Genomic DNA, 23,188 nt, shown 5'->3' with positions numbered 1-23,188 from the left:
AAGTAATTTATCCGTTTAGCGGTACTCTATTGAAACGGATCAATAAATGGGCAATTAACTATATGATCACTATTAGTTGGTCTTGCAATAGTTACTGATAACAAACCATCTGCACGAAATGAGTCAATATCTGACTTTGTTTCTAAGATTTTTGCATATTTTGGATCATTCCATTCAACAAGGTAAATTCTCCACATTGGACTATAATTCTCATCATCAAGTGAAGCACCAGCAATTCCTGCTTGAAAGCCTAATGGGCCAGAACCGATGATTCCATTTTTGAATTGGAAAAGATCAACTGCGCCTGAATGAGCTATAAGACTTGCAGATTTTGGTGATGAAACTACACCCATTGATTCAGCTGGTCCTGATGGTGTAGCATCAGTAACAATATAGTAAATTGTTCTACCATCTGGTCCCCAACCTCTATGAGCCACAAAAGTTACAGACATTTCTTCTTCATTAATTTCTGTAATTTGACCGCCGCTGTAAGACATTTCATTAGATATTTCTTTATCTGAACGAATTGTCATTTGTCCATCAGGCCAAACAATTTGAGGTGTATTTAGCACAATACCCGTTTCATTAAACTCAACTCTACCACCTTCTTCTGCTGCAATAACATCTGCTGCAGATTTAAATTCAGTTTCTTTTTGGCCAATCTTCCATGTAACTTCTATAATAGAACTCAAAGCACTATATTTTGATTCTTGAGCAGGTGTACTGGAAAATACATCATTTTGAAAACCATAGATTCCATCACCTTTTACACCATTTTTAAAAACAAATAATTTTTGAAAAGTGTTTTCTGGAACATTAGCAATTACAGGAGCATGTTCTACATTCCATTGTTGTTTTTCTGTAATTGTTTTAGCATAATCTTCATCACTTCCATCAGTTATGATATAAAGAACTTGATCTCCTTCATAGATTCCTTTGTGCATCGGGATTGTGGCTGGAACATTAGTTCTTGAAAGTAATTGTGATGGTTCTTTTTGTAATTCTAATTTTTGCATAATTACTTCAGTTGGTTGTCCTCTAATCCATCCGTCTATACTAACAGTTGCGGTGAATTCTTTTGAACTTGGGGAATGTAATGCAAGTGCAGCGCCTGTAAACTCAAATGAGCCTGAATTTTTTTGTAAATCTACTAAAGATAAACCATAAATCGTTTTTCCATCTACAGTCCATATAGGCTGACCTTTTGATTCTTGAGAATTAATTTCATGTAAAATTACAATCTGTACAGGTTCGCTTGAAGTAAATGTCATAGAACCATCATATATTGTTCCCTCATTTGGAGACAAAACTAATGCCAATTGATGATTATTGTGTCCTTGACCTGGATCTTGAGAGGATGTTATGGTTTGAGTAAAATGAATTTTTTTCCTAGAACCTGCATCAACAAATTGATCAGACGTTGAGGAAACAAAAATTATACTAACTACAAAAATTGCAATGGATACCAGAGCTGGAAATTTTTTCAATAAACTATCTGAAGATTGTTCCCTTAAATGATTTGTCTTAGTTGATTTTATCTAGTGCAAATTCATTATGCAAAGCACGAACAGCAGCATTTGTATCAGAATTTTTTACAACAAATGCTAGATTAAGTTCAGATGAACCTTGTGTGATCATAGATACATTTACTTTATTTTTCTCAATTGCTCCAAATACTTTTGAGGCAACTCCAACTGTTCCTCTCATTCCTGAGCCAATCAATGCAATGATGGCAACATCTGTAGTGACATCTAATTTTTTGATTATTTTGCCCAATAATTCCAGTTCTAGTGCACTCACAGCTTTGTCAAGGTCAGTGTTTTTCACTACAATTGTTATGCTTGATTCAGAGGGATTTTGAGAAATCATCATTACATTGATTCCAGCTTTTGCCAATGTTGCAAATATTTTTGCTGCAGTACCTGGAGTTCCAACCATACTGCCTCCTTGGACATCAATTAATCCATTATTTTTTACATTACTTACACATTTTACAGTATTTCTCACTGCTTGTGAGGTTGTTGCTGAAACTAGTGTTCCTTCATTTTTAGTATTGAAAGAACTTCTAATTTTCATTGGGATTTTTTTTGTGATTAGAGGTTCAAATGTTCGTGGATGTATTTGCTTTGCACCAAACAAAGCCATTTCAATTGCTTCTATGTAAGAAACTTCTTTGAGTAATTTTGCATTATTTACAATTTTAGGATCTGCAGTCATCAATCCATCTATTTCACTCATTAACCAGATTTCATCTGCTTTGATACAAGAGCCTATGATTGTTGCAGAATAATCAGAACCACCTCTACCGAAAGTGGTTATATGTCCATGTTGATCAGCACCTACAAATCCTCCTACCACTGGGATTGTTTTCTTTGAGAATAAAGCATCTATAGTTTTTGATACTCTTAACCTAGTTGTATCAATAAGCGGTTTTGATTCACCAAAATTAGAATCAGTGACGATGCCTACTTCCTTGCCAGTAAGAGGAATTGATTTTTTTCCAGCATCATCAATTGCAGATGAAACTAATTTTATCGAAAGTCTTTCTCCAAATGAAAATAGATAATCCATTGTTCTTGGTGTAACTTCACCTAGCAACACCATACCGTCAATTAGTGCAAGGAGTTCAGTAAAATCTTGATCAAATTTTGCAAGTAACTTTTTCCTTATGTCAGGTTTTTTGATTGTCTGTTTAGCCAATTGTTTGTGTCTATTGGTAATTTTTGATGCAAGTTGTTCTGCTTTTGATTTATTTTCTTTTTTTATTGATTCTGAAATTTCTATTAAATCATCAGTGGTTCCAGTAGTTGCAGAACATACAACAACAATATGATTTTTCTTTGATAATTCATTAAGGTGTTTAGCTACTGCTTGGATGTCTTTTGCAGCAGAAATTGATGTTCCACCATATTTTATTACGAGTCTCAATTCAAAATACCTGAACTAGTTAATCTTTAAATGCTTTAACTTTCGACGCGTGGGGCCAAGTAAAAGTGAATTCTGCCAATATTTGCTACCTTGAATTCGATTCTAAGCGGTTTTGCGCTTGAAAATTCACATGTGATTGAGCCTGCATTGGAACCTACTGCTTTTACTACCGGATTTAGATATTCTAAGCTATAGGTACCAACACTGTCTTCTTTAGATGAAATTTCTTCAATTTCTTTATCATCTTTATCTAAATCTATTACAACTTCTCCAGAGTCTCCTTTTCCTGAAAAATCTCCTTTTGAATCAGACGTATGGATAGTTAGATAATCAGATACAACTTGTACATCACCGAGTATTTTATCAAATTTTGAAGAAGTCAAAATGATTTTAGAGTCATATGGAATTTTTGGTAATGGAGTATCAGTTGCAGAACTTTCAATTAGACGCATTTTGTATTTTTTATTTTTTCCAACTGTTACAAGTAACATATTTTGTTCAGATATACTAATTTCTATGCTGTCTTTTTTATCAGCTCTTTTGATAAGTTTTGAAAATTCATCAATCCTTACTCCGAATTTAATATCACTATCACATTCATATTTTTCAAATGCAGAATTAGGCCAAGAAATATCAATTAAAGCAACATGTGATGGATCCATTCCTCTGAAAGTAATTCCTTCTGCGGTTGCAACAAAAGTTGCTTCTTCAACTAGTGTAGATATTGCAGAAATGATAGCCTTTAGATCGTCTGAACCACTTGTTTTTGCTCCAAAAGTCAAATCAATTTTCTTCTCTTTAAGTACAAGTTAAACGTTATGTGTAATCACGCCAGGTGTATTTGCATTTTTGACACCTATAAAATCTAGTTGTAGGTTCATCAGCACTTCTAGTTTGAAACATCCAACCAACTGCTTCATCATGTCCACATTTTTCACAATCAATTTTTACTGTTGGGTTAGTGTCTTCACCTTCATCTCCTTCAAAAGCAAGAAGTGAGAAATCAGGTTCTTCTTCAGTAGTTATTTTTTTTGTTGTTTTAGATTCTCCTCCTTCAGAATATCCACATTTAGAGCATTGAAGGCCTGAACCACTATTTTTTAATTTAACCTCACACTTGGGGCAAAATTTCAATTTAATTTACCTTAATTTTAGAATTGAATAGTTGTTTGAGCTCTTCAGCCATTTTAATTGCTGAATCTGTTGCTTTTTTGATCTCATCAAGTGGCTTTGAACTAGAATTGATCCTCATCCAACATTCGTTGGTAAGAGGATGTTTTACTATAACACCTGCAAAATCGATATTTGATGCTTTTAGTAGCTCATGCTGAATTATGTACAAAATTCCAATATCAGTTTCAGTGATTGAAAGGCTGATTTCTTTAGGCTCGGAACTGATCACTTGTGCGTTCATGTATTCAGAAAAAGCACTTATTGCGGATATAAATCATTATGAGCGGTAACAATGGGAGAAAGCAGGATTTCAGCAATTGAACTAGTAAAATCCAAGGATGCGTACTCTTCTGACGAAAATATTGAGATAAATGTCCAATTTTCAGTTGAAGGCGACATTAGAGATGCCTTTAATGAGGCTAATTGGACAAAAGCATACAACAATAACGATGTTTCATTCAAATTGAAATATGGTATAAAATTGACATCTGGTGGGTTCAGAAAGAAGGAATTAGGAAGAACCATTGACACGTACAGAAAGGCATCAATATTTTGGACAAGAAATCCAAAACTAGTCAATCCAATGAAAGACAGACGAATTTGGGTCCAAGTAGCCAAAAATTTTGAACCATTTATCAGACTAACAGAAGAAGAAGTTAGGCAAGAATTGTTTGATTTTAATGAAAAATTTGTATTCAAAGCATCTGATTTAGGATCAGGTAAACATAAGATAGGAGCAGAAGCTTTTGCATCCTGGCAAAAACATGATTTTACAGAAACTGGAAGTATCAAAAATAGTTCTAGTGAAATTGAGATAACAATCAATTAGGGATATAAGGAACTTTTTTCTGGAAATATCAATGGCAAAATACGATGGTCTGCTAGGACAACCAATACTTGAAGTTGAAGAACCAGATAAAGAAGGAGGAATCACCTTTATCTTCAAAGACAACAGGTTTATGTTCATTAAGGCAGTTGATGGTAAAATTGAGACCGTATCAATTCCAGAATAGGTGATATGAATGGAAAAATTTGATCCAATCAAAATGCTAGAACTTGTAAAAATAGAAGATCCTGATTCAGACGGTGGATTAACTTTGTTTTTTCAAGAAGACAAAATCTTGAAGATTAAAGTTGTAGATGGAAAATTAGTTTCAGAATTTGTTTAAACTAATTTCTTACATGTTTTTCATAAAATCCGATAGCTAATTCTTGTACTTCAGATTGAATTGAACCTGGTCTTTCATCTCGAATTTTTTTAATTGCATCATCTGCAGAAAATTTTTTGTATTTAATGAAATAACATGCCAGTATTGTTCCTGCTCTGCCCATTCCAGCTGCACAATGAACCATTACTGCCTGATCATTATTGATTTGTTCATGAATGAAGTCTACAGCAGAATCTATTCTGTCCATATCAGGTGCAGTAAAATCAGGTGTTGGCACATGTAAATAACCAATATTTTGTACCCAATCATCTGGAAGTGCATTTTCAGTCATTGTCACAATTGATTTTACTCCTTGATTTAGAAGCCAATCAAATTCATCATAACTAGTCGGAATACCAGAACCAGCTAATTTTTCTTCAATAAGCCAAGAAAAGTTTGTTGGTTTTTTAGTGATTTTCCCATGAACTTTTCTCCAAATATTACCAGGTTTGCTCATAATGAAATTATAATTATTCTACATTTTTAGTATTACGAAATGATAGATTATGTTGCTACTGCGCGAACAGGTGAGCCTGTAGCGTCCTTTAGCTTTAATGGAAGAATAGTAAAGTCAAATTCCTTAGACTGTATTTTGTTCATGTTTGTCAAATTCTCTACAATCAGAATATTATTTTTTGATAAAATTTTATGAACAGTAAATGATTCATCTTTTCCAAGATCTATACTTGGAGAATCTATACCAACAAGGTTGGTTTTTTTTTGATGCAAGATATTTAGCTGAAGATGGATCTAGACCTGGATTTTCGGTAAAATAATTATCGTTTTTTAAATTTTTTGCCATTCAGTATAGAAAAAAATTGATGAATGATTTGGAATCTTGCCATTCTTTTTTTCAAATAATGTAATATCAGATTTTGTAATAGGAGAGTTTTTGATTTTTTTTAGTTTTATTAGAATACCCTTTCCGATGAGTCTATCAAGTGGAATTTGGTTGATTTTCTTACCGTTTTTGACAAAATGAAATGGTGCATCAAGATGTGTTCCTGTATGTGAGCTTAGGAACAAGAGTTCAAGATTATACCTATCAGTGTTGATGTCTGACCATGTAATGAATTGTGGTTTTGGAGATCCTGAAAAGGTGGGAAGAGATTCAGATATGGAAAGTGAGAGATCTATTGGTTTCATATCAAGATAATGTATTGGTGATTAATCAGTTTTTGAACAATGAAAGGTTAAATACTGTTTATGAAAAAACTTCTTGTGCCTACAGCATATGTATTATTGAATTCGGATTTAGGAACAGACGAGTCAATTATAGAGGAAATTAAGAAAATTCTTGCCGAAGAACAGGTCAAGTTTGAAATTCAGGGAGTTTATGGCGTATATGACATTGTCTTGAAATTATCCTCTGATGATGCTGAAAAATTACGTGCAATCATTACCAACAAAATCAGAAGAATCGCTAAAGTTCAATCAACATTAACGATGATGGTAATTGAAGAACAAGAAAATCTATAGTTTCTTTATTGCATCAATTACTTTAAGAATTTGAGATTCAGTATTGAAAAAGTGAGGAGATGCACGTACAATTTTCTTTTCCATTATTTCTCTAACAGATAAAACAATATTTTGTTTTTCAAGTTTGTCTACAATTTCTTGTGAATCTGATCCTTTGATATTAAATGAGATAATGCTGGTTCTATCATTTGGATCTTCTGGACCATATAGAATGACATTTGGTATTTTTGACAATTCTTCTCGAAATAGATTTGATAGATATTGATTTTTTTCACGAATGTTCCTTATCCCAAAATTTAGTAAATAATTTGCAGACGATTCTAGTCCTACTATTCCTACATAATTTCTAAATCCAGCTTGGAATTTATCTGGTAATTCTTTGTATGCTATTTTTGAATCATCATAAATCATTGCAGATTCTCCACCAATGGTCTTAGGTTCTAACAATTCACTTGATTTTCTGTTGCAGTAAAATAATCCTGTGCCCATAGGACCACAAAGCCATTTGGAACCGTTAAAAGACATAAAATCACATTGAATTCGTGATACGTCAACATCTTCAATGCATCCTATAGATTGTGCCCCGTCAATAAAAAATGGGACTTTGTCATGAAGGATTTTTCCTATTGTTTCAACAGGCAATATGGAACCTGTGTTGTATAATGCATGACTAAGAGCAACCAATTTTGTATTATTATCAAGATATGATTCTAGATCATCTAATTTGAAAAAGCCATTGATATCAATCGGTAGATTTTTTATAGAAATTTTTTCTTTTAATTTAATCCAAGGATAAAAATTTGCATGATGTTCGTGTGACATTCCTCGAATAATTATGTTAGAATCATTTTCAAAAGACAATCCATTTGCTACAAAATTTATTCCATCAGTTGTACTCTGAGTAAGAATTATCTCATCAGGTTGACATGAAATAATTTTTGAGATAGTTTTTCTAACATTACGAAGTTTCTCAGTTACAAACGGTTCAGAATCTTTTGAATCTGGACCTATAGAGTTGTATGTAACAAGGAATTCTTTCATGGCCTCAATGCTTTGATTAGGCATAAGAGATACAGATGCATTGTTAAGATAGATTTTATCTGAAATTGGAAAATCAGATAGGATGTCTTTTGACACTAAATTCATTATTATATCTGTAAACTCCTAAAGCAGTGTTGGATAAAAATCCTGAGCTATCTGTAGATGATATGACAAAAATTCAAATTCAATTTAAACAAAAAAATCCCAATATCATATTATGCTTAAAGCCTTTTCATAAAACTGAATTTCTTAATAGATTGATCAATACTATTGAGAATTCTATAATTATTGTGGATATGGATTTACTTTATACAGGATATGTACAATCTGGAATGATTCAAAAAAAAGAAAATGTTATGATTTTTTATCCTGATAAATCAGATTGGAAAAAAAGATTAACTGATATTATTTCTAAAGTATCAAAAGAGCGATTTTTAATAATTATTGACTCTTTTAATGGGGTTTACAATCTGTTTGATGAATTAGAGTCTGCAAGATTGATTAATTCATGTATTATGTTGCTATCATCTATTGGAAATCAAACTAAATCATCTGTAATTATTACTGGCATGGCAAGAAAAAAAGACGATGAGTGGGTACTATCTCCAGGAGGAAAACATATCATTACATCAGAAAATACAGGAGTTTATTTTCTGAAAAAAATCCAAAATGATTTGGTAATTACCACTCTAGAGAAAACAGATGCTAATTCAAGTAAATTCATTATAAAACAAGAGAATATTTGATTTTGATTAGAGCGATCAATTTTAAAACGTCGTTATAAATTATCAAACGCCGTTATAAGACCATAATTTTAGGCAAATTATATTAATGCCAAATCAAGAATTAATTTTGTTATGCCAGTAGGAATTATTCCAGACATCAGCGAACAAATGTGTATCGGATGCGCACTATGTGTAGAAATCTGTACCACACTTGGACCAGATGTCCTTAGAGTAAAACCAGTTGAAGGCTGGAAGAGAGGTAAAGCATTTGTCTTTTACCCAGAAAGATGTATTTCTGATGGTGCATGCATCGGTGTATGCCCAACAAAAGCAATCTTCTGGATGAGACCAATGGACTTTACTGTTGGACAACCAGTTCCACTCTACAAGAACTCAGTCTTCGTCAAAGGTTGGACTGAATTAATCGATTAGATTAGTTCAATCAATTTTTAATTTCTTTTTATTATTTTAGATTTTAACAGCACCAGGTTTTTCATCAGGGATTTTTGGTTTTTGCTTTAACCAAAGCAATGCAATGATGAACATTATGCCAGGAATCAAAATGATGAACAACATTAATTCGTAATAAGTTGTTAGTCTTTGGGCGGGTTTTATATGATAAGTTTCATGAGATGTTTTTTCAGGATTATCATAAACTGCACTAGTAAAATCAACAGAACGTTGTTCTTTAGTTTGTATATCACCAAAAACAGTAACACTTTCCTCAGCAAAAATTGAAGGTGATTGAATTCCTTCTATTCTTATTATAATTGATCCAGAATCACTAAAAACAAAATTGCGGTAATCTCCACCAATTTGACTCAGACCCTCATCACGAAAAATTTCTTGTCCATTTTGAAAAATGATAAAATCATATTTCATTTCAGCTAAATTTGAATTTGTTTGTGGATCATAGAATTGATAAACAAATTGAATTTTTTCATGAGTTTTAATTACAGGCGGATCCCATGCCAGATTTACTTCTATACTTCTATCTGGAGTATATTGTAATAATGGGAATTCTAATTTTTTACCAGTTGCATCATGTGGATAATCAGGAATAAGTTTTTCAACAATTACAATTCCTTCCATCCATGGATGAATTGTGCAATAATAAGAAAATGTTCCAGATTCCTCAAATTTGTATGACCATGACTCTCCTGGCATAAATCTACCACTGTCAAAAATTCCATTTGCTTTTCCAAAGTTATCACTCATCCAACCAAATCTTCCAGAACCTTCACCACTTGTAACTGTGTGACCTTCTTTGTCATCATTATACCATGTAATAGTATCTCCAACAGTTACAAACAATTGAGGAGGGTCATACCATACCTCTGCAGGAGTATTTAATTCAGGATTATATGCTCCATGTGGAATATCAATGACATATTCATCAGCATAAGCAAATGATGAAGATACTAAAATTGTAAATATTGTAAACAATACCAAAAATTTCATATTCTAAAGACGTTACTATGTTAATTAAATACTTGATGTTATTTTCATCACAAAGAATCATTCTTTTAATGAGTCTAATTTAGGCACAAATGATTTTTTAATCATGTTTTGGATTCTTTTCTTTTAATTTCAAAAATACTATAACCGTATTTTTGTTTGATTTCAATTGAACAGAATTGCATAAATTCGTATTCTTTACAGTCTTTTAGACTTTCATACGTGTTATTGTCAACTACTATACTGTTTTTTGGGCAAAATGAATTAATTTTAAAACATCTATTAACTGTAGGGCCAAAAATATCTGAAATTTTCGAGGTTGTACTTTCAGCTACCTTAACAGAACCATATGTTGCACTAATTTTGTAATCTAGTGCATCTATATTTTCTGCATTAAGTTCTTTTTTTAGTTCAGCATGAGATTCAATCATAGAAAAACAACATTCTATTACATTCTTCATTGCTGCAGAATCCTTGGAATCAATATTTGCAAATCTGAACATCAATGCATCTCCAATATTTTTTACAACTTCACCATTGTATTTGAGAATGATTTTAGCCATAAAATTTAGAAAGATTTCATACATTTTACTAACATCGCTATCTGAAAGTTTAGATGATATTCTAGTGGAATCACTCATGTCAATTACACCCACACAATCATTTTCTTCATGTTGGGAAAACTTTAGAAGCATGCCTCCCTCAAGTTGCTTAATAACTTCTTCTTTCTCTTTGATTTCAATTAATGACTCTTCTAGTTTTTGTGCCATTGAATCAAACGCACGAGATAATTCACCAATTTCATCACCGGTTGTGATGTTTGTTCTTACATCAAACTTACCATTTGCAATTTTGTTTGCAGCATTTTTGAGGGCTTTTAATGGATGTGATAATGATTCTGCAGCAAAGTATGCAAGCAATCCCATTAACATTGTTATGAATAAACTGGTTAGCAAAATTCTAGTTTGTAAAATTTTGATTGGTTCGACGAGTTCTTTTTCATCAATTTCTGCAAGTAAAACAATTCCAAATTCAGGCATACAGTTAGATGCACCATATATTGGAACATTTCTATAATCTGGATAGAATCCTACATGGTTTTCTTTTTCATTGAAACATTTCTGTACACCAATTGTATCTACTTTTTGATGAAATACTGCATTTTCAAAGAATCTAGATTCAGATAACATCAGATAATCATCATTTACAATGTAAACTTCGCCAGTTTCACCCAGTCCACTTCTATTAAGCAAAATATTATCAATTGATGTAGTTCTAGTTTTTGAAATAATCACTCCAATTGGCTCATCTCCTTTTTTACTATCATCTGCAAATATTGGAGAAACAACAACCAATCTTTTACCAGATTCTGTCGGTTCAAATACAATAAATGATTTTTTTAGACCTTTTTGAAATAATTCATTTTGAATATAATCTTCATCTGCATTACCGCTAAGAGAAAAGAAAACTTTGCCGTTATTGCCAATTATCTTTGTATCCTCAAATCCAATTGAAAAACCAATTAATTCTTGAAATGCTTGAACCTGAATTAAAAAGTCTCTACGATTATTCTCTTGGAATTCCTTTAGTTTGTTATTTGGAATTTTGTTCAATTCTAAAACTAATGATTGAATCATAGGATCGTTTGCAAGAATATTATTTTGTTCAATTCTTGATTCAAAAGATAATCTCAGAGATTCTCCTCTAATAGAAGATTCTCCAATTAATAATTCTCCACCTCTTTCTTTGAGAGTTTCAGATGCATAATCAGTGCTCATGTATGATGTAATTCCTAATGCAGTAATTGTAACTAACATTACAAGTAAAACGAGTTTTTTTCCAAGATTGAATTTGGTTGACATTTTTATTCTAATTTGATTTTATGTTAATATCAACTCTTCCTAGAATATTATGCCTACAGTAGTTATTTTTGGGAATTAAGTTCTGAATGAACAAAATCAATAATTTTCAAATAGTCTGCTCTTGGTTCAGTACTGATCATAAACAAGTCGTTGGAATTTATGGGAATACTAATCATTGTAACTTTTTCGTATTCTGTTATTGATGATAATTCTGAACCAATTTTGTATGCTAGATTGGTATAAAGATCCCGTTTTTGTAATGCATAATGAATTGACATTTTGACATTATCACCGTCTAAAATCTTTGCAACACCATCTTTTTGCCCACCAGCAATCATTTCGCCTTTACTATTTGCAACACCTGCAAATCTTACTTTATTATCTAATTCAAGGACTTGTTTTGTTAATTGGTCGTAATTGATTGTCATTTTTCAGCGCTAGTTGACTTCTTCTTGAATAGTATTTCATCCTTTTCCTGCAAATCATCTGTATATTCATCCATGCCTAACAAGAACTCCTCTTCATCAGAATATGCAGATTCAGCATGTTCGCTAATATCCAATCCAATATCTTCCACTTCGGGTGAGACCCTAATTCCAATAAGACGCTTAAGTATTTGTAAAATTATCCAAGTTCCACCAAAGCCCATTACAGCTGCAACAGCAACACCTACTGCTTGTATCCAGAGCTGATCAGAATTTCCAAAGAGTAAACCATCAACGCCTCCAGGATTAATTGCGGTACTTGCAAAAATTCCTATAGCTAATGCACCAACAATACCAGCAACCCCGTGAACAGAGCTTACATCAAGTGCATCATCAATCTTTAATTTTTCTTTGAATAATACCACACCAGAGTATGAGATTGCACCGATTGCAATTCCTATGACAAAAGCATGTTCGGCACTAACGAATCCAGATGCTGGAGTAATACCTGCCAAACCTGCAATTGCACCATTAATTGTTGCTACAACAGATGGTTTTCCAGTTCTAATCCAAGAAAGACCAGCCCAAATTAAAGCAGAAACAGAAGATGCCATGTGAGTTACAATTACAGTGTTACCTGCAACACCACCAGATGCAGATAGAGCACTACCAGCATTAAATCCAAACCATCCAAGCCACAGTAATGAAGAACCTAGGACAGCAAGTGGAATACTGTGAGGAATCATAATGGCAGGACCATAATTTCTTCTTTTACCAAGTACTATTGCTGCAGCAAGTGCTGCCATACCGACACTTGTATGAATTACAATACCACCAGCAAAGTCAACAACACCTAATTGTGCTAACCAACCGCCACCCCATACCCAGTGTACGAGAGGATAATAGATTAGCATGGACCATGCAGCGATGAAGATGATAAATGAGCTAAATTTCATTCTTTCAGCAATTGTTCCTGTTAGTAAAAGTGGAGTAATTGCTGCGAACATCAATTGGAATTTGACAAATAACACACCTGGAATTGTTGGGGCATATTGTTCCAGTGGAGCATCAGATGGAACTCCTTTAAGGAATACCCATTCATTGTTACCAATAAAACCCATAGTGGATTCACCAAATGATAAACTAAATCCAAATACAAACCACATGACACTCAAAAGTGCCAAACCAAAGAAGATCTGCATAAAAATTGATGCCGCATTCTTCTTTCTCAAAAGGCCAGATTCAAAGAGACCTAATGCAGGGATCATTAAAAGTACGAGACTACCAGCGACAAGCATCCATGCTGTATCTCCAGAATCCAGTACCATGATAAAAAATTTGATTTTAAATTAATAACAATGTCTAAATTTGATTATCAAATGATTATCAAATGATTATCAAATGATTATCAAATGATTATCAAATGATTATCAAATGATTATCAAATGATTATCAAATGATTATCAAATGATTATCAAATGATTATCAAAATCAGAAATTATATTTGTGTAAATTGTCATATAATATCTAAATGCTCAAAATAGAAGTAATTCTAGGAGAAAATGACGTAATGGCAATTAGTGAAGGATTAAAAGAAATTGGTATTGGCGGTCTAACTGTCTCTAAAGTAAGAGGAAGAGGAAAGAAACCAGGTTCTGAGATTCACGCATCAAAGGGAAGTGAGATTTTCGTACCACAATTCAATGATAAATATAGATTAGAAGCCATAATTTCAGAAGCAAAAGAAGATCAAGTCATAAATATCATTAAAGAACATGGTAGAGTTGGTAAAATCTTTGTTTCACAAATATTACGTGCAGTAGATATTGCTACAGGTGAAGAAGGGGACAAAACAATCTAAAGATATGAAAATCGACTCTTATCGTAAGAACAAATTGTTTCATAGAGAAGAGATGAAACCATTAAGTCGTAATGATTTTCTTAAGATTATTATCATGTCAGGAATAATTATTGTACCACTAGTTGTGGGTTTAGTTGTATGAAAGTATCAAAAATTGTTATCGCTAAACTAGCAATGGCAGCTATCGGAATGACATTAATTGGATTATATCTTTTCAGCGATTATATTTTTGTGTAATTAGTAATCTCGCCAAAATTATTTTCATATATCATTGTAGGATTCTTTAGTTGCTTTTCTAGAGTTGGTAACGATTTCATGATACAATAGTTTACAAAGTCACTAAATGATTTTATTCTGTAATCATCATGAAGTGTTTCTTTATTTTCTTCATAAATGATTTGTAATTTGTTTAAAATGAATTTTTGTAAAGGAACAAATCTGCTTCGTTTAGATGATTTTTTTGGTTCTGTTTTTGGTTGCGTAGTCATTTCAAGATCTTGTTGTGCATCAAGAGTTTCCATGTCTACAACCTCTTCCATTTCAGAAACAAAGATTTTTCCTCCATGAAATGATGGTAAACCAGAATTTTTTGAAATCATTTCAACGACTTTTCTAGCATCTTTGTCAGAAACTACCATTTCGATTTTTGCAAGAGGTACTGACTTTAATCCAGTTGCTCCTGCGCGAGAACCTTGTGATTCGTCATAAATTTGACTGTCATCCAAGTTTCGTTTATCAATAATGTATGTTCCAAGTATGTTCAAATCTGTTTTAATTGTAGGAAAATTTCTTCGTTTGATTACAGCCTCTATCTTTTTCATTATTATTTTCAAAAAAGAGGCTTATTTATGAGAAAGGGTCATTTTTACGCCTAAAATTTGATTTTGGGGGAAATTATTTTTTAAAAAAACTAAATTTTGATCCCCATCCCTGTTTTTGTTTTGCAGGTTTCAGAGATAGATTATCTAGCATTTCATATGTGATTGTAAATCCATGTCCAACCATTGTAGCATCTTTGTTGTAATTTTCTTTATTTTGTACAAATTCGTCTGCCAAGTCTTTGATTTTTTTAGTTTTTAGATCAAACAATCTAATTTTTTTACCATTTTCAAGTTTGATAATTGCGTCACCGCTTAAACCCTGAATAGAAAAATTTTCAAAAAATCTGATTATTCCACCTTTTTTTAGCTCAATTACAGAATCATAAGTGAGTTTTCCACCATAAAATAAAATCTCTCTTGCAGAGATTATTACATCATCTTCTACATTCAAAACAATGACTGAATCTGCTTCAAGTGATACCGTGTTAACAAGATTTTCTACGATAATTTTTCCTTTAGGAGCTAAGATTTGAGTTCTGTGTTCTTGAATTTGGAAAACTCCTACACGTACAGGATCTTCAATTCGAAATTTCCTACCATAAACATTTCCGACTATAACATCACCATTGTCAACAATAATTTTAGCACCGTTATCAATTTTGTATTTATTTTCTAACGGATTTACAAATTTAAAATCTCCATTAGTTACTCGAATGTTTGTTTGGTATTCTTGCGTCCATGATGGACTAGTAATACTTCCTTGCATTATAATCGGACCATCATAAGTAAATTTTCCAGCCATGAAATTTCCTTTAATTGATAATGCGCCAGTTGCTTTTCTTTCTAGTTCAATTTCGCCAAGAGTTTTCGAACCAAATAATCTAGTTCCTGTAGTGTTTGTGTTATTTAGAGATGAAGCCCAATCTTCAGCAGTTTTCATTTCTTTGGATAATTCTTGACCTAAAATCTGATTTTTCCTCCTAACATCAGCCTCAGAATCTTCAGAATATACTTTGGAATTTTTTAATTTTTCATGATCAGTTTCTGGATATTTTTTTCCAATTTTTAGATCATCGTATGCTTGTTTAATTTTGATAAATTGTTCATTTTCACCTCCACGATCTGAATGAAATTGGAGAGCTAATCTTCTAAAAGCATCTCGAATTTCTTTTTCTGTTGAACCTTCTAAAATCCCTAGAATATCATAATTATTTTCAACCATAAACTATACCAAAATTATTTTTTCAAAGTCTTATACTTTTACGTTATCACACATAAAATATCAAGAATATTGAAAAATATAATAGTGAGATTACACTATTTCACTACTAAAACTGGAATGTTGGTTTTGTGCATTACATAATTGGATGTACTGCCAAGAAATGCTTCTTTTGCACCGCCTAATCCTCTTGCCCCTATTACAATCATGTCAAATTTTCCATTTTTAGCAAATTTGACAATTTCAGAACCAGTATTTCCTCCACTTGTTTTGTATTTGAAAATTGCACCAGCTTTTTGTGCTTTGTTCATAGCAGGGCCAATAGCTTTGACAGCTTTTCTTTGTGCATCTTCTTTCATTTTTGCTGTATATTTTATTCCTGCAGTTAGAGGTAAATGGAATACATAAAATCCAGTAATTTCAGCACCAGTACCTTTAGCAATCTCAATTGCTCTATCTAAACCACGAGTAGCATTTGCAGAACCATCAAGAGGAACAAGAATTTTTTTAAATTTAGCCATGTACAAAAATTACAGTTATTCTAATATAAAATGACTATTAATTTCCAAAGTTGAAAACTAAATTGCAATCAAAGTTGGAAATTATAACTCTAATTTTTATAGAAAAAATCTGAAAAATAGACAATTGTCAATTAACAATATTTCAAAAAAACCTATTTCCATTATGAAGAAATCAACAATTTCAGATGCTATTAGAATGCTATTAAACACAAAAATTAGTAGATTAGTTGTTGTAGAAAACGGAAAGCATATTGGAATAATTACTGAAAAAGATATTGGATTATTTTTATTTTCAGAGAATACAAAACAGGGATTAGATGAAATTCCTATAACAAAAATAATGAAACCAATAGAATTTGTAAATCAAAAAATTACTCCTGAAAACTCGGCAAAAATAATGATTAAAAAAGGTATTAGTTCATTAGCTATTGGCGAAAAGGATGAAGTGAAAAGAATTTTCACAAAAAGTGATCTTGTTAATTATTATGCTGAAAACATTACAGATGGAAAAAAAGTTGTAGATTTTATGACTCATGATTATGAATTTACTCATACAGCTGCACCATTATACAAAGTTGTACGAAAAATGCTAGAAAAGAAAATCTCCAGACTTGTTGTAAAAAATCAAAATGAAGAACCAGTCGGAATTATTTCATTTAGAGATTTGTTTAGAATTGCAATTGAGCTTGGAGATGAGAAAGATGACCTGGGATATGGGATATCAGATCAAATTAGAAAAGGATTTCTTTCAAAAGAAGGATTTGGAAATATTTCATTAGCAAGAGAAGTTATGACTGAAGGATTGATTACTATCAAATTCAATCAAAGCTTGTCAGATGCATGCAAACTAATTTTACAAAACAATATTAGTGGTTTAGTGGTACTAGATGGGAATGAATCAATTGCAGGAATAATTGGCAAGACAGACATTACGAAGGCAATTGCAAAATAATAATTCTAAATACATTAAAACAACAAACAGAAAATCATTGTGATATAATGAAATGGCATTTTGATGATTTTATTTATGGTTCTATAGACGGTGCTGTCACAACTTTTGCTATTGTTGCAGGAGTAATGGGTGCCTCATTACCTTCAACAATTATCTTAATTTTGGGTTTTGCAAATTTGTTTGCAGATGGGCTTTCTATGGCTGCCTCAAATTATCAAGCATCAAAAGCACGAAATGAGTTTATGGAGATGAAAAGAAAACAGGAAGAATGGGAAATTGATAATTTAGAAGAACAAGAAATTGAAGAAATCAGAGAAATTTATAGAAAAAAAGGTTTCAAGGATCAATTGTTAGAAGATGTTGTGCGAATTATAACATCAAGAAGAAAAGTATGGATAGATACAATGATGAAAGAAGAATTAGGATTGATGGAGGATGAAAAAAACCCATTAGATAGTTCTGTCAGCACATTTGTTGGTTTCAATCTTGTAGGATTAATTCCATTGATTCCGTTTATGATTTTCATGATTGTTGGAATTGAATTGAATTCTGAAGCTTTTGTTTATTCTATTGTATCTGTATGTTTTGCGTTCTTTCTTGTTGGAATGATTAAAGGAAAAATTGTAAAGAAATCAATGATACGCTCAGGAGTTAATACATTAATTATTGGTGGAATTGCTGCAATTGTCGCATATTTGATAGGATTTGGATTAAATTTCTTGGTTACAGGTTGATGGTATATGTATGAATTAAAGCGCCACATGGGTCTTTTTCATCTTACCATGTATGGAGTGGGTTTGATTCTTGGTGCTGGAATTTATGTTCTAATTGGAGAGGCTGCAGGTTTTGCTGGAAATTCAATGTGGATTTCTTTTTTGCTAGGTGCGATAGTTGCAGTATTTGCTGGGTTGAGTTACTCTGAACTTGCAGCATTATATCCAAAAGCAGCAGCAGAATATACTTTTGTTAAAAATGCATTCAAAAGTAATTTTTTTGGTTTTATAATTGGATGGTTAACTGCAATTACATCCATCATAGTTGCTGCCACTGTATCTTTAGGGTTTGGAGGTTATCTAATTCAGTTTATTGAAATACCAATAACTATCGGAGCAATTGTTCTAATTGTAATTTTATCCTTGGTAAATTTTATTGGTATTAAAGAGTCTGCATGGGCAAATACTATTTTTGCAATTATAACTGCTGGAGGATTAGCATTAATTATTTTTCTTGGACTTACTGTTGAACCTGTAGAATCAATAGATTATTTTGAAGCACCAAATGGATTTTCAGGAATAATTCTTGCATTTGTTTTAATTTTCTTTGCATTTATTGGATTTGAAGATATGGCAAATGTTGCTGAAGAGGTCAGAAGACCTCACAAAACAATTCCTCGAGCTATTATTTTATCAATTCTTATAACTGGAGTAATTTATGTTCTAGTTTCATTATCGGTTGTAAAAATTTTAGATTGGCAAGAATTATCAGTATCATCTGCCCCACTTGCTGATGTTGCACATAAGGTCTTAGGTACTAATGGTAGTGTTACATTATCAATAATTGCATTATTTGCTACAGCAAGTACTGTTTTAATCACACTTGTAGCAGGAGCAAGAATACTATATGGAATGGCAAAAAGTAATTCGTTACCACAGTTTTTGGGCAGAGTTCATCCTAAAACTAAGACACCATGGATTGCAGTAATTGTTATTTTGATCACTTCAGTAGGATTTTCATTTATAGGAGATATTGTAATTATAGCCAACATCGTAGTTTTTGCTATCGTCATAACATTTGCAGCAATTAATTTAGCAGTTATAGTTTTACGATATACAGAACCTGTTTTAAAAAGACCATTTAGAGTTCCAATCAATATTGGGAAATTTCCAATTTTACCATTAGTTGGATTTGGAACAACAGTTTACATGGCATTACAATTTCAAGTTGAAATAATTCTTGCAGGAATTACAATAATAGGAATTGGGGCAGTTTTCTATAAAATTTGGAAAAATCCTAGGCTCAAATTTTAATAAAATATCAAATTTGATTTTAAAAATTAGTTTTAATTAATAGAATTAGATTTAATCGTGAATGGTCACAGAAATTGATGTTATTCCAACTTTAGTTGGAATCCTAGTTTTGGTAATTCCATCAATGCTTTTTGGTAGAATTTGTAAACATTTTGGAATTTCTGAGATAGTCGGTTTTGTAATTGGTGGAATAATTTTGGGTCCATTTGTATTAGGAGGAATTACATTTTTCTTTGATAGACCATTAGTTGATCTAAATGATCTGATGATGTCATTTTGGCAAATTGCTGGAATCATAATATTATTTTCAGCAGGATTACATTTCACTTTTTCTAGTTTAAAGCATGTAGGAATTCATGCTATGATTATTGGTATTGCAGGAGTAATTGTTCCATTAGGACTTGGATATGGAATTTCTATTTTATTTGGAATCAATTGGATGGTTGCAATGATTATTGGTGCAACATTGAGTGCAACAAGTATTACAGCAGCTGTAACAATTTTGGGAGAAATGGGAAAAGAAAAAACAAAAGAAGGAAACATTTTGGTCAATGCAGCAGTACTTGATGATGTGATAGGATTAGCCATTCTATCTTCAATAATTTCTATAGTAATTGCACATACTCTCCCGTCATTGGAGACAATAATTTTTGAAGTATCAGAATCGTTAATTCTATGGTTTATTCTGTTATTAGGGGCTGTATTTTTACTTCCAAAAATAGTACATGTGGTTGCAGCATCAAGACCTACATCTCTTGAATCTCGTGGAACAAAACAAGCAACTGCATTAGGTTCAGCATTTGGTATAGCAGCTATTGCTTCAATTATAGGTCTCAATCCTATAGTAGGAGCATTTGCAGCAGGAATGGGACTTGCAGGCTCAAAATTAGCAAGACAGGTTAGAGAGTTTGTAGGAGAATTGCAAATTATTTTTGCGCCATTTTTCTTTGCAATACTTGGTGCAAATGTAGATATCTCAAATATTTTGGATATAGATTTTATCTTATTTTTTGTAATTTTGATAATTGCAATTATTAGTAAAATCTTAGGTTCTGGAATTCCAGCAATCATTTTACTAAAAAATAAAAACAAAGGCTTGAGAATTGGTTGTGGAATGATTGTCAGGGGAGAAATCGCATTCATAACTTCTGGAGTAGGATTGTCTTATGGAATAATTTCTGACAGTATTTTCTCAACATTGATTTTTGTAATTTTAGGCACAATATTTGTTGGTCCTATATTATTGAGATATTCCTTTAAAAAAAATGAAATATCAAATTCTAATTAGTTTTGTTAGACTTTACAAATGCTATTATCGCAATTGCAATTCCAATCAATCCAACTCCAATACCTGTATATCCTACATCATCTGATTGTGTTTCTTTAAGATTACTCACTGTTTCTTTAAGATCACTTACATCTTCAATCAATGCAGTATGTCCATCAATCATTTGTGTTATTGTAATATCTGATGGTTCAGGAAATTCAATGTATGAGCGCTCTTCTACTTTTGGTGGATGCATTGATATGCTAATTGGGGTATCTATTATTGTTCCTAAAATATTTGCTTGATAAAATCCAGAAACAGTTGGATTTACAAATGCATAATATTTTCCTGGAATATCATGATCAGGGGAAAAAGGAAGTGTAATACTTTGATCTTTATAGATCAATTTCATTTTGATTGTTTTGTTTAAATCAGAAATTCCATTTTGAAATTCTTGTGATTCTGCACATTTAATTGGTTTAGGAATATTTGGACATTGGATTAACGGGCTAACATAAAATTCAATTGCATTGGTTTCTCCAGATACAACAGGTTCATTCATCCATCCAATTTCTACTCTATATTCTCCTACAGAATCAATTGTATGTCCATGAGCAATTCCAGCCAAGCTAGGTATAATTAACAAAAATAGCATCAATAATTTTAATTTCATACTAAAAAAAACAAATCTAATTTTAAAAATGTTCTACTAATTTTCATCAAAAATACTGATTTTTAGAATATTTTGACACTTGTACCAATTAAGCATCAGCATACATTGAAACCTCCCAGGCTGTAGGAGTTTGTGCAAATGCAGTATATTCTTTGTATTTTAATTCAGAATAAGCATCGAGGAAATCTTTTGTAAAAGTTTCTTTTAAGAAATTTGAATCGCTTGCTAAAGAATCAAGTGAATCTTTCAATGACACTGGTAAAGATCCAATCTTATACTCTCGCTTCTTTTCTGAAGAAAGTTTGTAGACATTTTCTTCAATAGGATCACCAGGATCAGTTTTGTTTTTGATTCCATCTAATCCTGCTAACAATAATGCAGCTTCTAAAAGATAGATATTTGCAGTTGGATCAGGTACACGATATTCAATCCTTTTACTTTTTTCTTGATTTCTATTATACATAGGAACCCTAATAGCAGTTGAGCGATTTGCTAATCCCCAACATACATTGACAGGGGCCTCAAATCCAGGAACAAGACGTTTGTAAGAATTTGTTGTAGGATTTGAAATTGCACATAATGCTGATGCATGATCTAGAATTCCTCCGACATAATACCTTCCAGTTTGGCTCATTTGAGCTACATCATCATCTTTATCGTACATTATATTTGAATTTTCTTTCCATAAACTTTGATGTGTATGCATTGCAGATGCATTATCGCCAAAAATTGGTTTTGGCATAAAAGTTGCTACTTTATTTTTTCTTTTTGCTTTTACCTTTACCAAATTTTTAACTGCAATTACATTATCAGCCATAGAAACCATTTCATCATAGACTAGATTGATTTCACATTGACCAGAAGTTGCTACTTCATGATGTTCTGCTTCAATTTTTATTCCAAAATAATTATACAAATCATCACATACATCTTTTCTAAATCCTTCAAGAGTATCCTTTGGTTGTGCTGGATAATACCCTTCTTTGATATCTATTGCAGTACTTACATTTCCTTTTGCCCAAGGAGATTCTTTAGATTCTATGGAATATCCAGAACCACCTCCAGAATGGGTTGCACCATAGGGAGAAGGATAAACATTGATAGCGTCAAATACAAAAAATTCTATTTCAGGTCCCCAATTAGTATGAGTTAAACCAAAATCATGGAGTTTTTCTGATGCCTTTTGTGCAATTCCTCTTGAATCTCGATTGTATCGAGATTCTTTGTTTATGTTTCCGTCATAAAGATCACAAAAGATTCTTGCATTTTTTCTATTGCCAGGATCATAATCATTTGGAAGAATTTTAAATGAAGTTGGATCAGGCATTAAAATCATATCAGAATTATTAACAGATTTGAATCCAACAATTGAACTTGCATCTAATTTTTCAAGACCGTTTACAAAACTGTTTTCGTCAATGGCATAACTTGGCATTCCAACATTATGTAATTCACCAAAAATATCTACAAACCAAAAATCAATGAATGAAATATTTTCATTTTTAATAGCTTGTAATACTTGTTCTACATTCAATTTTGATATTTGTT

Annotated in this window: 27 protein-coding genes and 1 pseudogene; 11 read left to right on the top strand and 17 right to left on the bottom strand. The window is 32.0% G+C overall.

Annotated features, from left to right (window positions below):
• Positions 1-26 precede the first annotated feature (26 nt).
• The 5 genes from OEW78_RS01860 to OEW78_RS01840 are packed head-to-tail and all read right to left on the bottom strand — an operon-like array spanning position 27 to position 4,342.
• On the bottom strand, positions 27-1,487 hold the full coding sequence (locus OEW78_RS01860) for a hypothetical protein (RefSeq protein ID WP_300323213.1): 1,461 nt from the start codon (positions 1,485-1,487) through the stop codon (positions 27-29).
• A gap of 37 nt (positions 1,488-1,524) precedes the next feature.
• Positions 1,525-2,928, bottom strand: coding sequence for an aspartate kinase (locus tag OEW78_RS01855; RefSeq protein ID WP_300323211.1), 1,404 nt, complete (start codon positions 2,926-2,928; stop codon positions 1,525-1,527).
• Between the two features lie 35 nt (positions 2,929-2,963).
• Positions 2,964-3,710, bottom strand: coding sequence for a proliferating cell nuclear antigen (pcna) (pcn, locus tag OEW78_RS01850; RefSeq protein WP_014966024.1), 747 nt, complete (start codon positions 3,708-3,710; stop codon positions 2,964-2,966).
• Positions 3,711-3,744: 34 nt separating this feature from the next.
• Complete coding sequence (locus OEW78_RS01845) at positions 3,745-4,062, bottom strand: transcription factor S (RefSeq protein WP_300323208.1); 318 nt, start codon at positions 4,060-4,062, stop codon at positions 3,745-3,747.
• A 1-nt stretch (position 4,063) separates the two neighbouring features.
• Entirely contained in the window at positions 4,064-4,342 is a 279-nt protein-coding gene (locus OEW78_RS01840; RefSeq protein ID WP_300323206.1) for an RpoL/Rpb11 RNA polymerase subunit family protein, read from the bottom strand.
• Between the two features lie 51 nt (positions 4,343-4,393).
• On the opposite strand from OEW78_RS01840, the gene OEW78_RS01835 reads away from it, so the two are divergent.
• Genes OEW78_RS01835 through OEW78_RS01825 form a run of 3 tightly spaced genes read left to right on the top strand, consistent with a single transcriptional unit; the run spans position 4,394 to position 5,270 of the window.
• The gene (locus OEW78_RS01835) at positions 4,394-4,930 is read left to right on the top strand and encodes a hypothetical protein (RefSeq protein ID WP_300323204.1); all 537 of its coding nucleotides are present in this window, start codon (positions 4,394-4,396) and stop codon (positions 4,928-4,930) included.
• 31 nt (positions 4,931-4,961) lie between these two features.
• Entirely contained in the window at positions 4,962-5,114 is a 153-nt protein-coding gene (locus OEW78_RS01830) for a hypothetical protein (RefSeq protein ID WP_179362696.1), read from the top strand.
• A gap of 9 nt (positions 5,115-5,123) precedes the next feature.
• Entirely contained in the window at positions 5,124-5,270 is a 147-nt protein-coding gene (locus OEW78_RS01825; RefSeq protein ID WP_300323202.1) for a hypothetical protein, read from the top strand.
• A gap of 1 nt (position 5,271) precedes the next feature.
• On the opposite strand, the gene OEW78_RS01820 is transcribed toward OEW78_RS01825, so the two are convergent.
• Together OEW78_RS01820 and OEW78_RS01815 are read right to left on the bottom strand one after the other, a co-directional pair.
• Complete coding sequence (locus OEW78_RS01820; protein WP_300323200.1) at positions 5,272-5,766, bottom strand: dual specificity protein phosphatase 23; 495 nt, start codon at positions 5,764-5,766, stop codon at positions 5,272-5,274.
• A gap of 47 nt (positions 5,767-5,813) precedes the next feature.
• A pseudogene (locus tag OEW78_RS01815) lies at positions 5,814-6,455 on the bottom strand (cyclase family protein).
• A gap of 75 nt (positions 6,456-6,530) precedes the next feature.
• Here OEW78_RS01815 and OEW78_RS01810 point away from each other — a divergent pair.
• Positions 6,531-6,788, top strand: a complete 258-nt coding sequence (locus OEW78_RS01810) for an Lrp/AsnC ligand binding domain-containing protein (RefSeq protein WP_300323198.1) — start codon at positions 6,531-6,533, stop codon at positions 6,786-6,788.
• Here the strand turns inward: OEW78_RS01810 and OEW78_RS01805 are convergent.
• Entirely contained in the window at positions 6,783-7,934 is a 1,152-nt protein-coding gene (locus OEW78_RS01805) for an aminotransferase class V-fold PLP-dependent enzyme (protein WP_300323196.1), read from the bottom strand. The genes OEW78_RS01810 and OEW78_RS01805 overlap by 6 nt on opposite strands.
• 26 nt (positions 7,935-7,960) lie before the next feature.
• On the opposite strand from OEW78_RS01805, the gene OEW78_RS01800 reads away from it, so the two are divergent.
• Both OEW78_RS01800 and OEW78_RS01795 read left to right on the top strand, forming a co-directional pair.
• Complete coding sequence (locus OEW78_RS01800) at positions 7,961-8,575, top strand: hypothetical protein (protein WP_300323194.1); 615 nt, start codon at positions 7,961-7,963, stop codon at positions 8,573-8,575.
• 111 nt (positions 8,576-8,686) lie between these two features.
• Complete coding sequence (locus OEW78_RS01795) at positions 8,687-8,986, top strand: 4Fe-4S binding protein (RefSeq protein ID WP_007402606.1); 300 nt, start codon at positions 8,687-8,689, stop codon at positions 8,984-8,986.
• A 36-nt stretch (positions 8,987-9,022) separates the two neighbouring features.
• Here OEW78_RS01795 and OEW78_RS01790 read toward each other — a convergent pair whose 3' ends face one another.
• The 4 genes from OEW78_RS01790 to OEW78_RS01775 form a co-directional block, all read right to left on the bottom strand.
• Positions 9,023-10,015: a plastocyanin/azurin family copper-binding protein gene (locus OEW78_RS01790; RefSeq protein WP_300323192.1), complete on the bottom strand. Its 993-nt coding sequence runs from the start codon at positions 10,013-10,015 to the stop codon at positions 9,023-9,025.
• 101 nt (positions 10,016-10,116) lie between these two features.
• A complete protein-coding gene (locus OEW78_RS01785) occupies positions 10,117-11,874 on the bottom strand; it encodes a cache domain-containing protein (RefSeq protein WP_300323190.1) in 1,758 nt (585 codons plus the stop codon).
• 62 nt (positions 11,875-11,936) lie between these two features.
• The gene (locus OEW78_RS01780) at positions 11,937-12,302 is read right to left on the bottom strand and encodes a DUF6659 family protein (RefSeq protein WP_300323188.1); all 366 of its coding nucleotides are present in this window, start codon (positions 12,300-12,302) and stop codon (positions 11,937-11,939) included.
• Positions 12,299-13,627: an ammonium transporter gene (locus OEW78_RS01775; protein WP_300323186.1), complete on the bottom strand. Its 1,329-nt coding sequence runs from the start codon at positions 13,625-13,627 to the stop codon at positions 12,299-12,301. Before OEW78_RS01775 ends, OEW78_RS01780 begins: the two co-directional genes overlap by 4 nt.
• A gap of 203 nt (positions 13,628-13,830) precedes the next feature.
• Here OEW78_RS01775 and OEW78_RS01770 point away from each other — a divergent pair, with 203 nt between their 5' ends.
• Positions 13,831-14,160 carry a P-II family nitrogen regulator gene (locus OEW78_RS01770; protein WP_300323184.1) on the top strand — a complete coding sequence of 110 codons (330 nt, stop codon included), beginning with the start codon at positions 13,831-13,833 and terminating at the stop codon, positions 14,158-14,160.
• Positions 14,161-14,381: 221 nt separating this feature from the next.
• Here OEW78_RS01770 and OEW78_RS01765 read toward each other — a convergent pair whose 3' ends face one another.
• From OEW78_RS01765 to OEW78_RS01755, 3 genes are all read right to left on the bottom strand, one after another.
• A complete protein-coding gene (locus tag OEW78_RS01765) occupies positions 14,382-14,981 on the bottom strand; it encodes a P-II family nitrogen regulator (protein WP_300323181.1) in 600 nt (199 codons plus the stop codon).
• 73 nt (positions 14,982-15,054) lie between these two features.
• Positions 15,055-16,203, bottom strand: a complete 1,149-nt coding sequence (locus OEW78_RS01760; RefSeq protein ID WP_300323179.1) for a J domain-containing protein — start codon at positions 16,201-16,203, stop codon at positions 15,055-15,057.
• A gap of 95 nt (positions 16,204-16,298) precedes the next feature.
• Positions 16,299-16,721: a universal stress protein gene (locus OEW78_RS01755; RefSeq protein ID WP_300323177.1), complete on the bottom strand. Its 423-nt coding sequence runs from the start codon at positions 16,719-16,721 to the stop codon at positions 16,299-16,301.
• Between the two features lie 124 nt (positions 16,722-16,845).
• On the opposite strand from OEW78_RS01755, the gene OEW78_RS01750 reads away from it, so the two are divergent.
• The 4 genes from OEW78_RS01750 to OEW78_RS01735 all read left to right on the top strand — a co-directional run bounded on the left by OEW78_RS01750 (position 16,846) and on the right by OEW78_RS01735 (position 20,988).
• Positions 16,846-17,673 (top strand): CBS domain-containing protein, encoded by an 828-nt coding sequence (locus tag OEW78_RS01750; RefSeq protein WP_300323175.1) that lies wholly within the window; start codon positions 16,846-16,848, stop codon positions 17,671-17,673.
• A 47-nt stretch (positions 17,674-17,720) separates the two neighbouring features.
• Positions 17,721-18,407, top strand: coding sequence for a VIT1/CCC1 transporter family protein (locus OEW78_RS01745; protein ID WP_300323173.1), 687 nt, complete (start codon positions 17,721-17,723; stop codon positions 18,405-18,407).
• Positions 18,408-18,413: 6 nt separating this feature from the next.
• Entirely contained in the window at positions 18,414-19,700 is a 1,287-nt protein-coding gene (locus OEW78_RS01740) for an amino acid permease (protein WP_300323171.1), read from the top strand.
• A 61-nt stretch (positions 19,701-19,761) separates the two neighbouring features.
• On the top strand, positions 19,762-20,988 hold the full coding sequence (locus OEW78_RS01735) for a cation:proton antiporter (protein ID WP_300323169.1): 1,227 nt from the start codon (positions 19,762-19,764) through the stop codon (positions 20,986-20,988).
• On the opposite strand, the gene OEW78_RS01730 is transcribed toward OEW78_RS01735, so the two are convergent.
• Together OEW78_RS01730 and glnA are read right to left on the bottom strand one after the other, a co-directional pair.
• Positions 20,981-21,640, bottom strand: a complete 660-nt coding sequence (locus tag OEW78_RS01730; protein ID WP_300323167.1) for a hypothetical protein — start codon at positions 21,638-21,640, stop codon at positions 20,981-20,983. The two genes, OEW78_RS01735 and OEW78_RS01730, sit on opposite strands and share 8 nt — an antisense overlap.
• 88 nt (positions 21,641-21,728) lie before the next feature.
• Complete coding sequence (gene glnA, locus OEW78_RS01725; protein WP_300323164.1) at positions 21,729-23,174, bottom strand: type I glutamate--ammonia ligase; 1,446 nt, start codon at positions 23,172-23,174, stop codon at positions 21,729-21,731.
• Positions 23,175-23,188 lie beyond the last annotated feature (14 nt).

Origin of the sequence: Candidatus Nitrosopumilus sp. (assembly GCF_029882185.1) — an archaeon.
GTDB lineage: Archaea > Thermoproteota > Nitrososphaeria > Nitrososphaerales > Nitrosopumilaceae > Nitrosopumilus.
The sequence above is the reverse complement of the archived record's forward strand: the minus strand, read 5'-3'. Positions and strand labels throughout refer to the sequence as shown.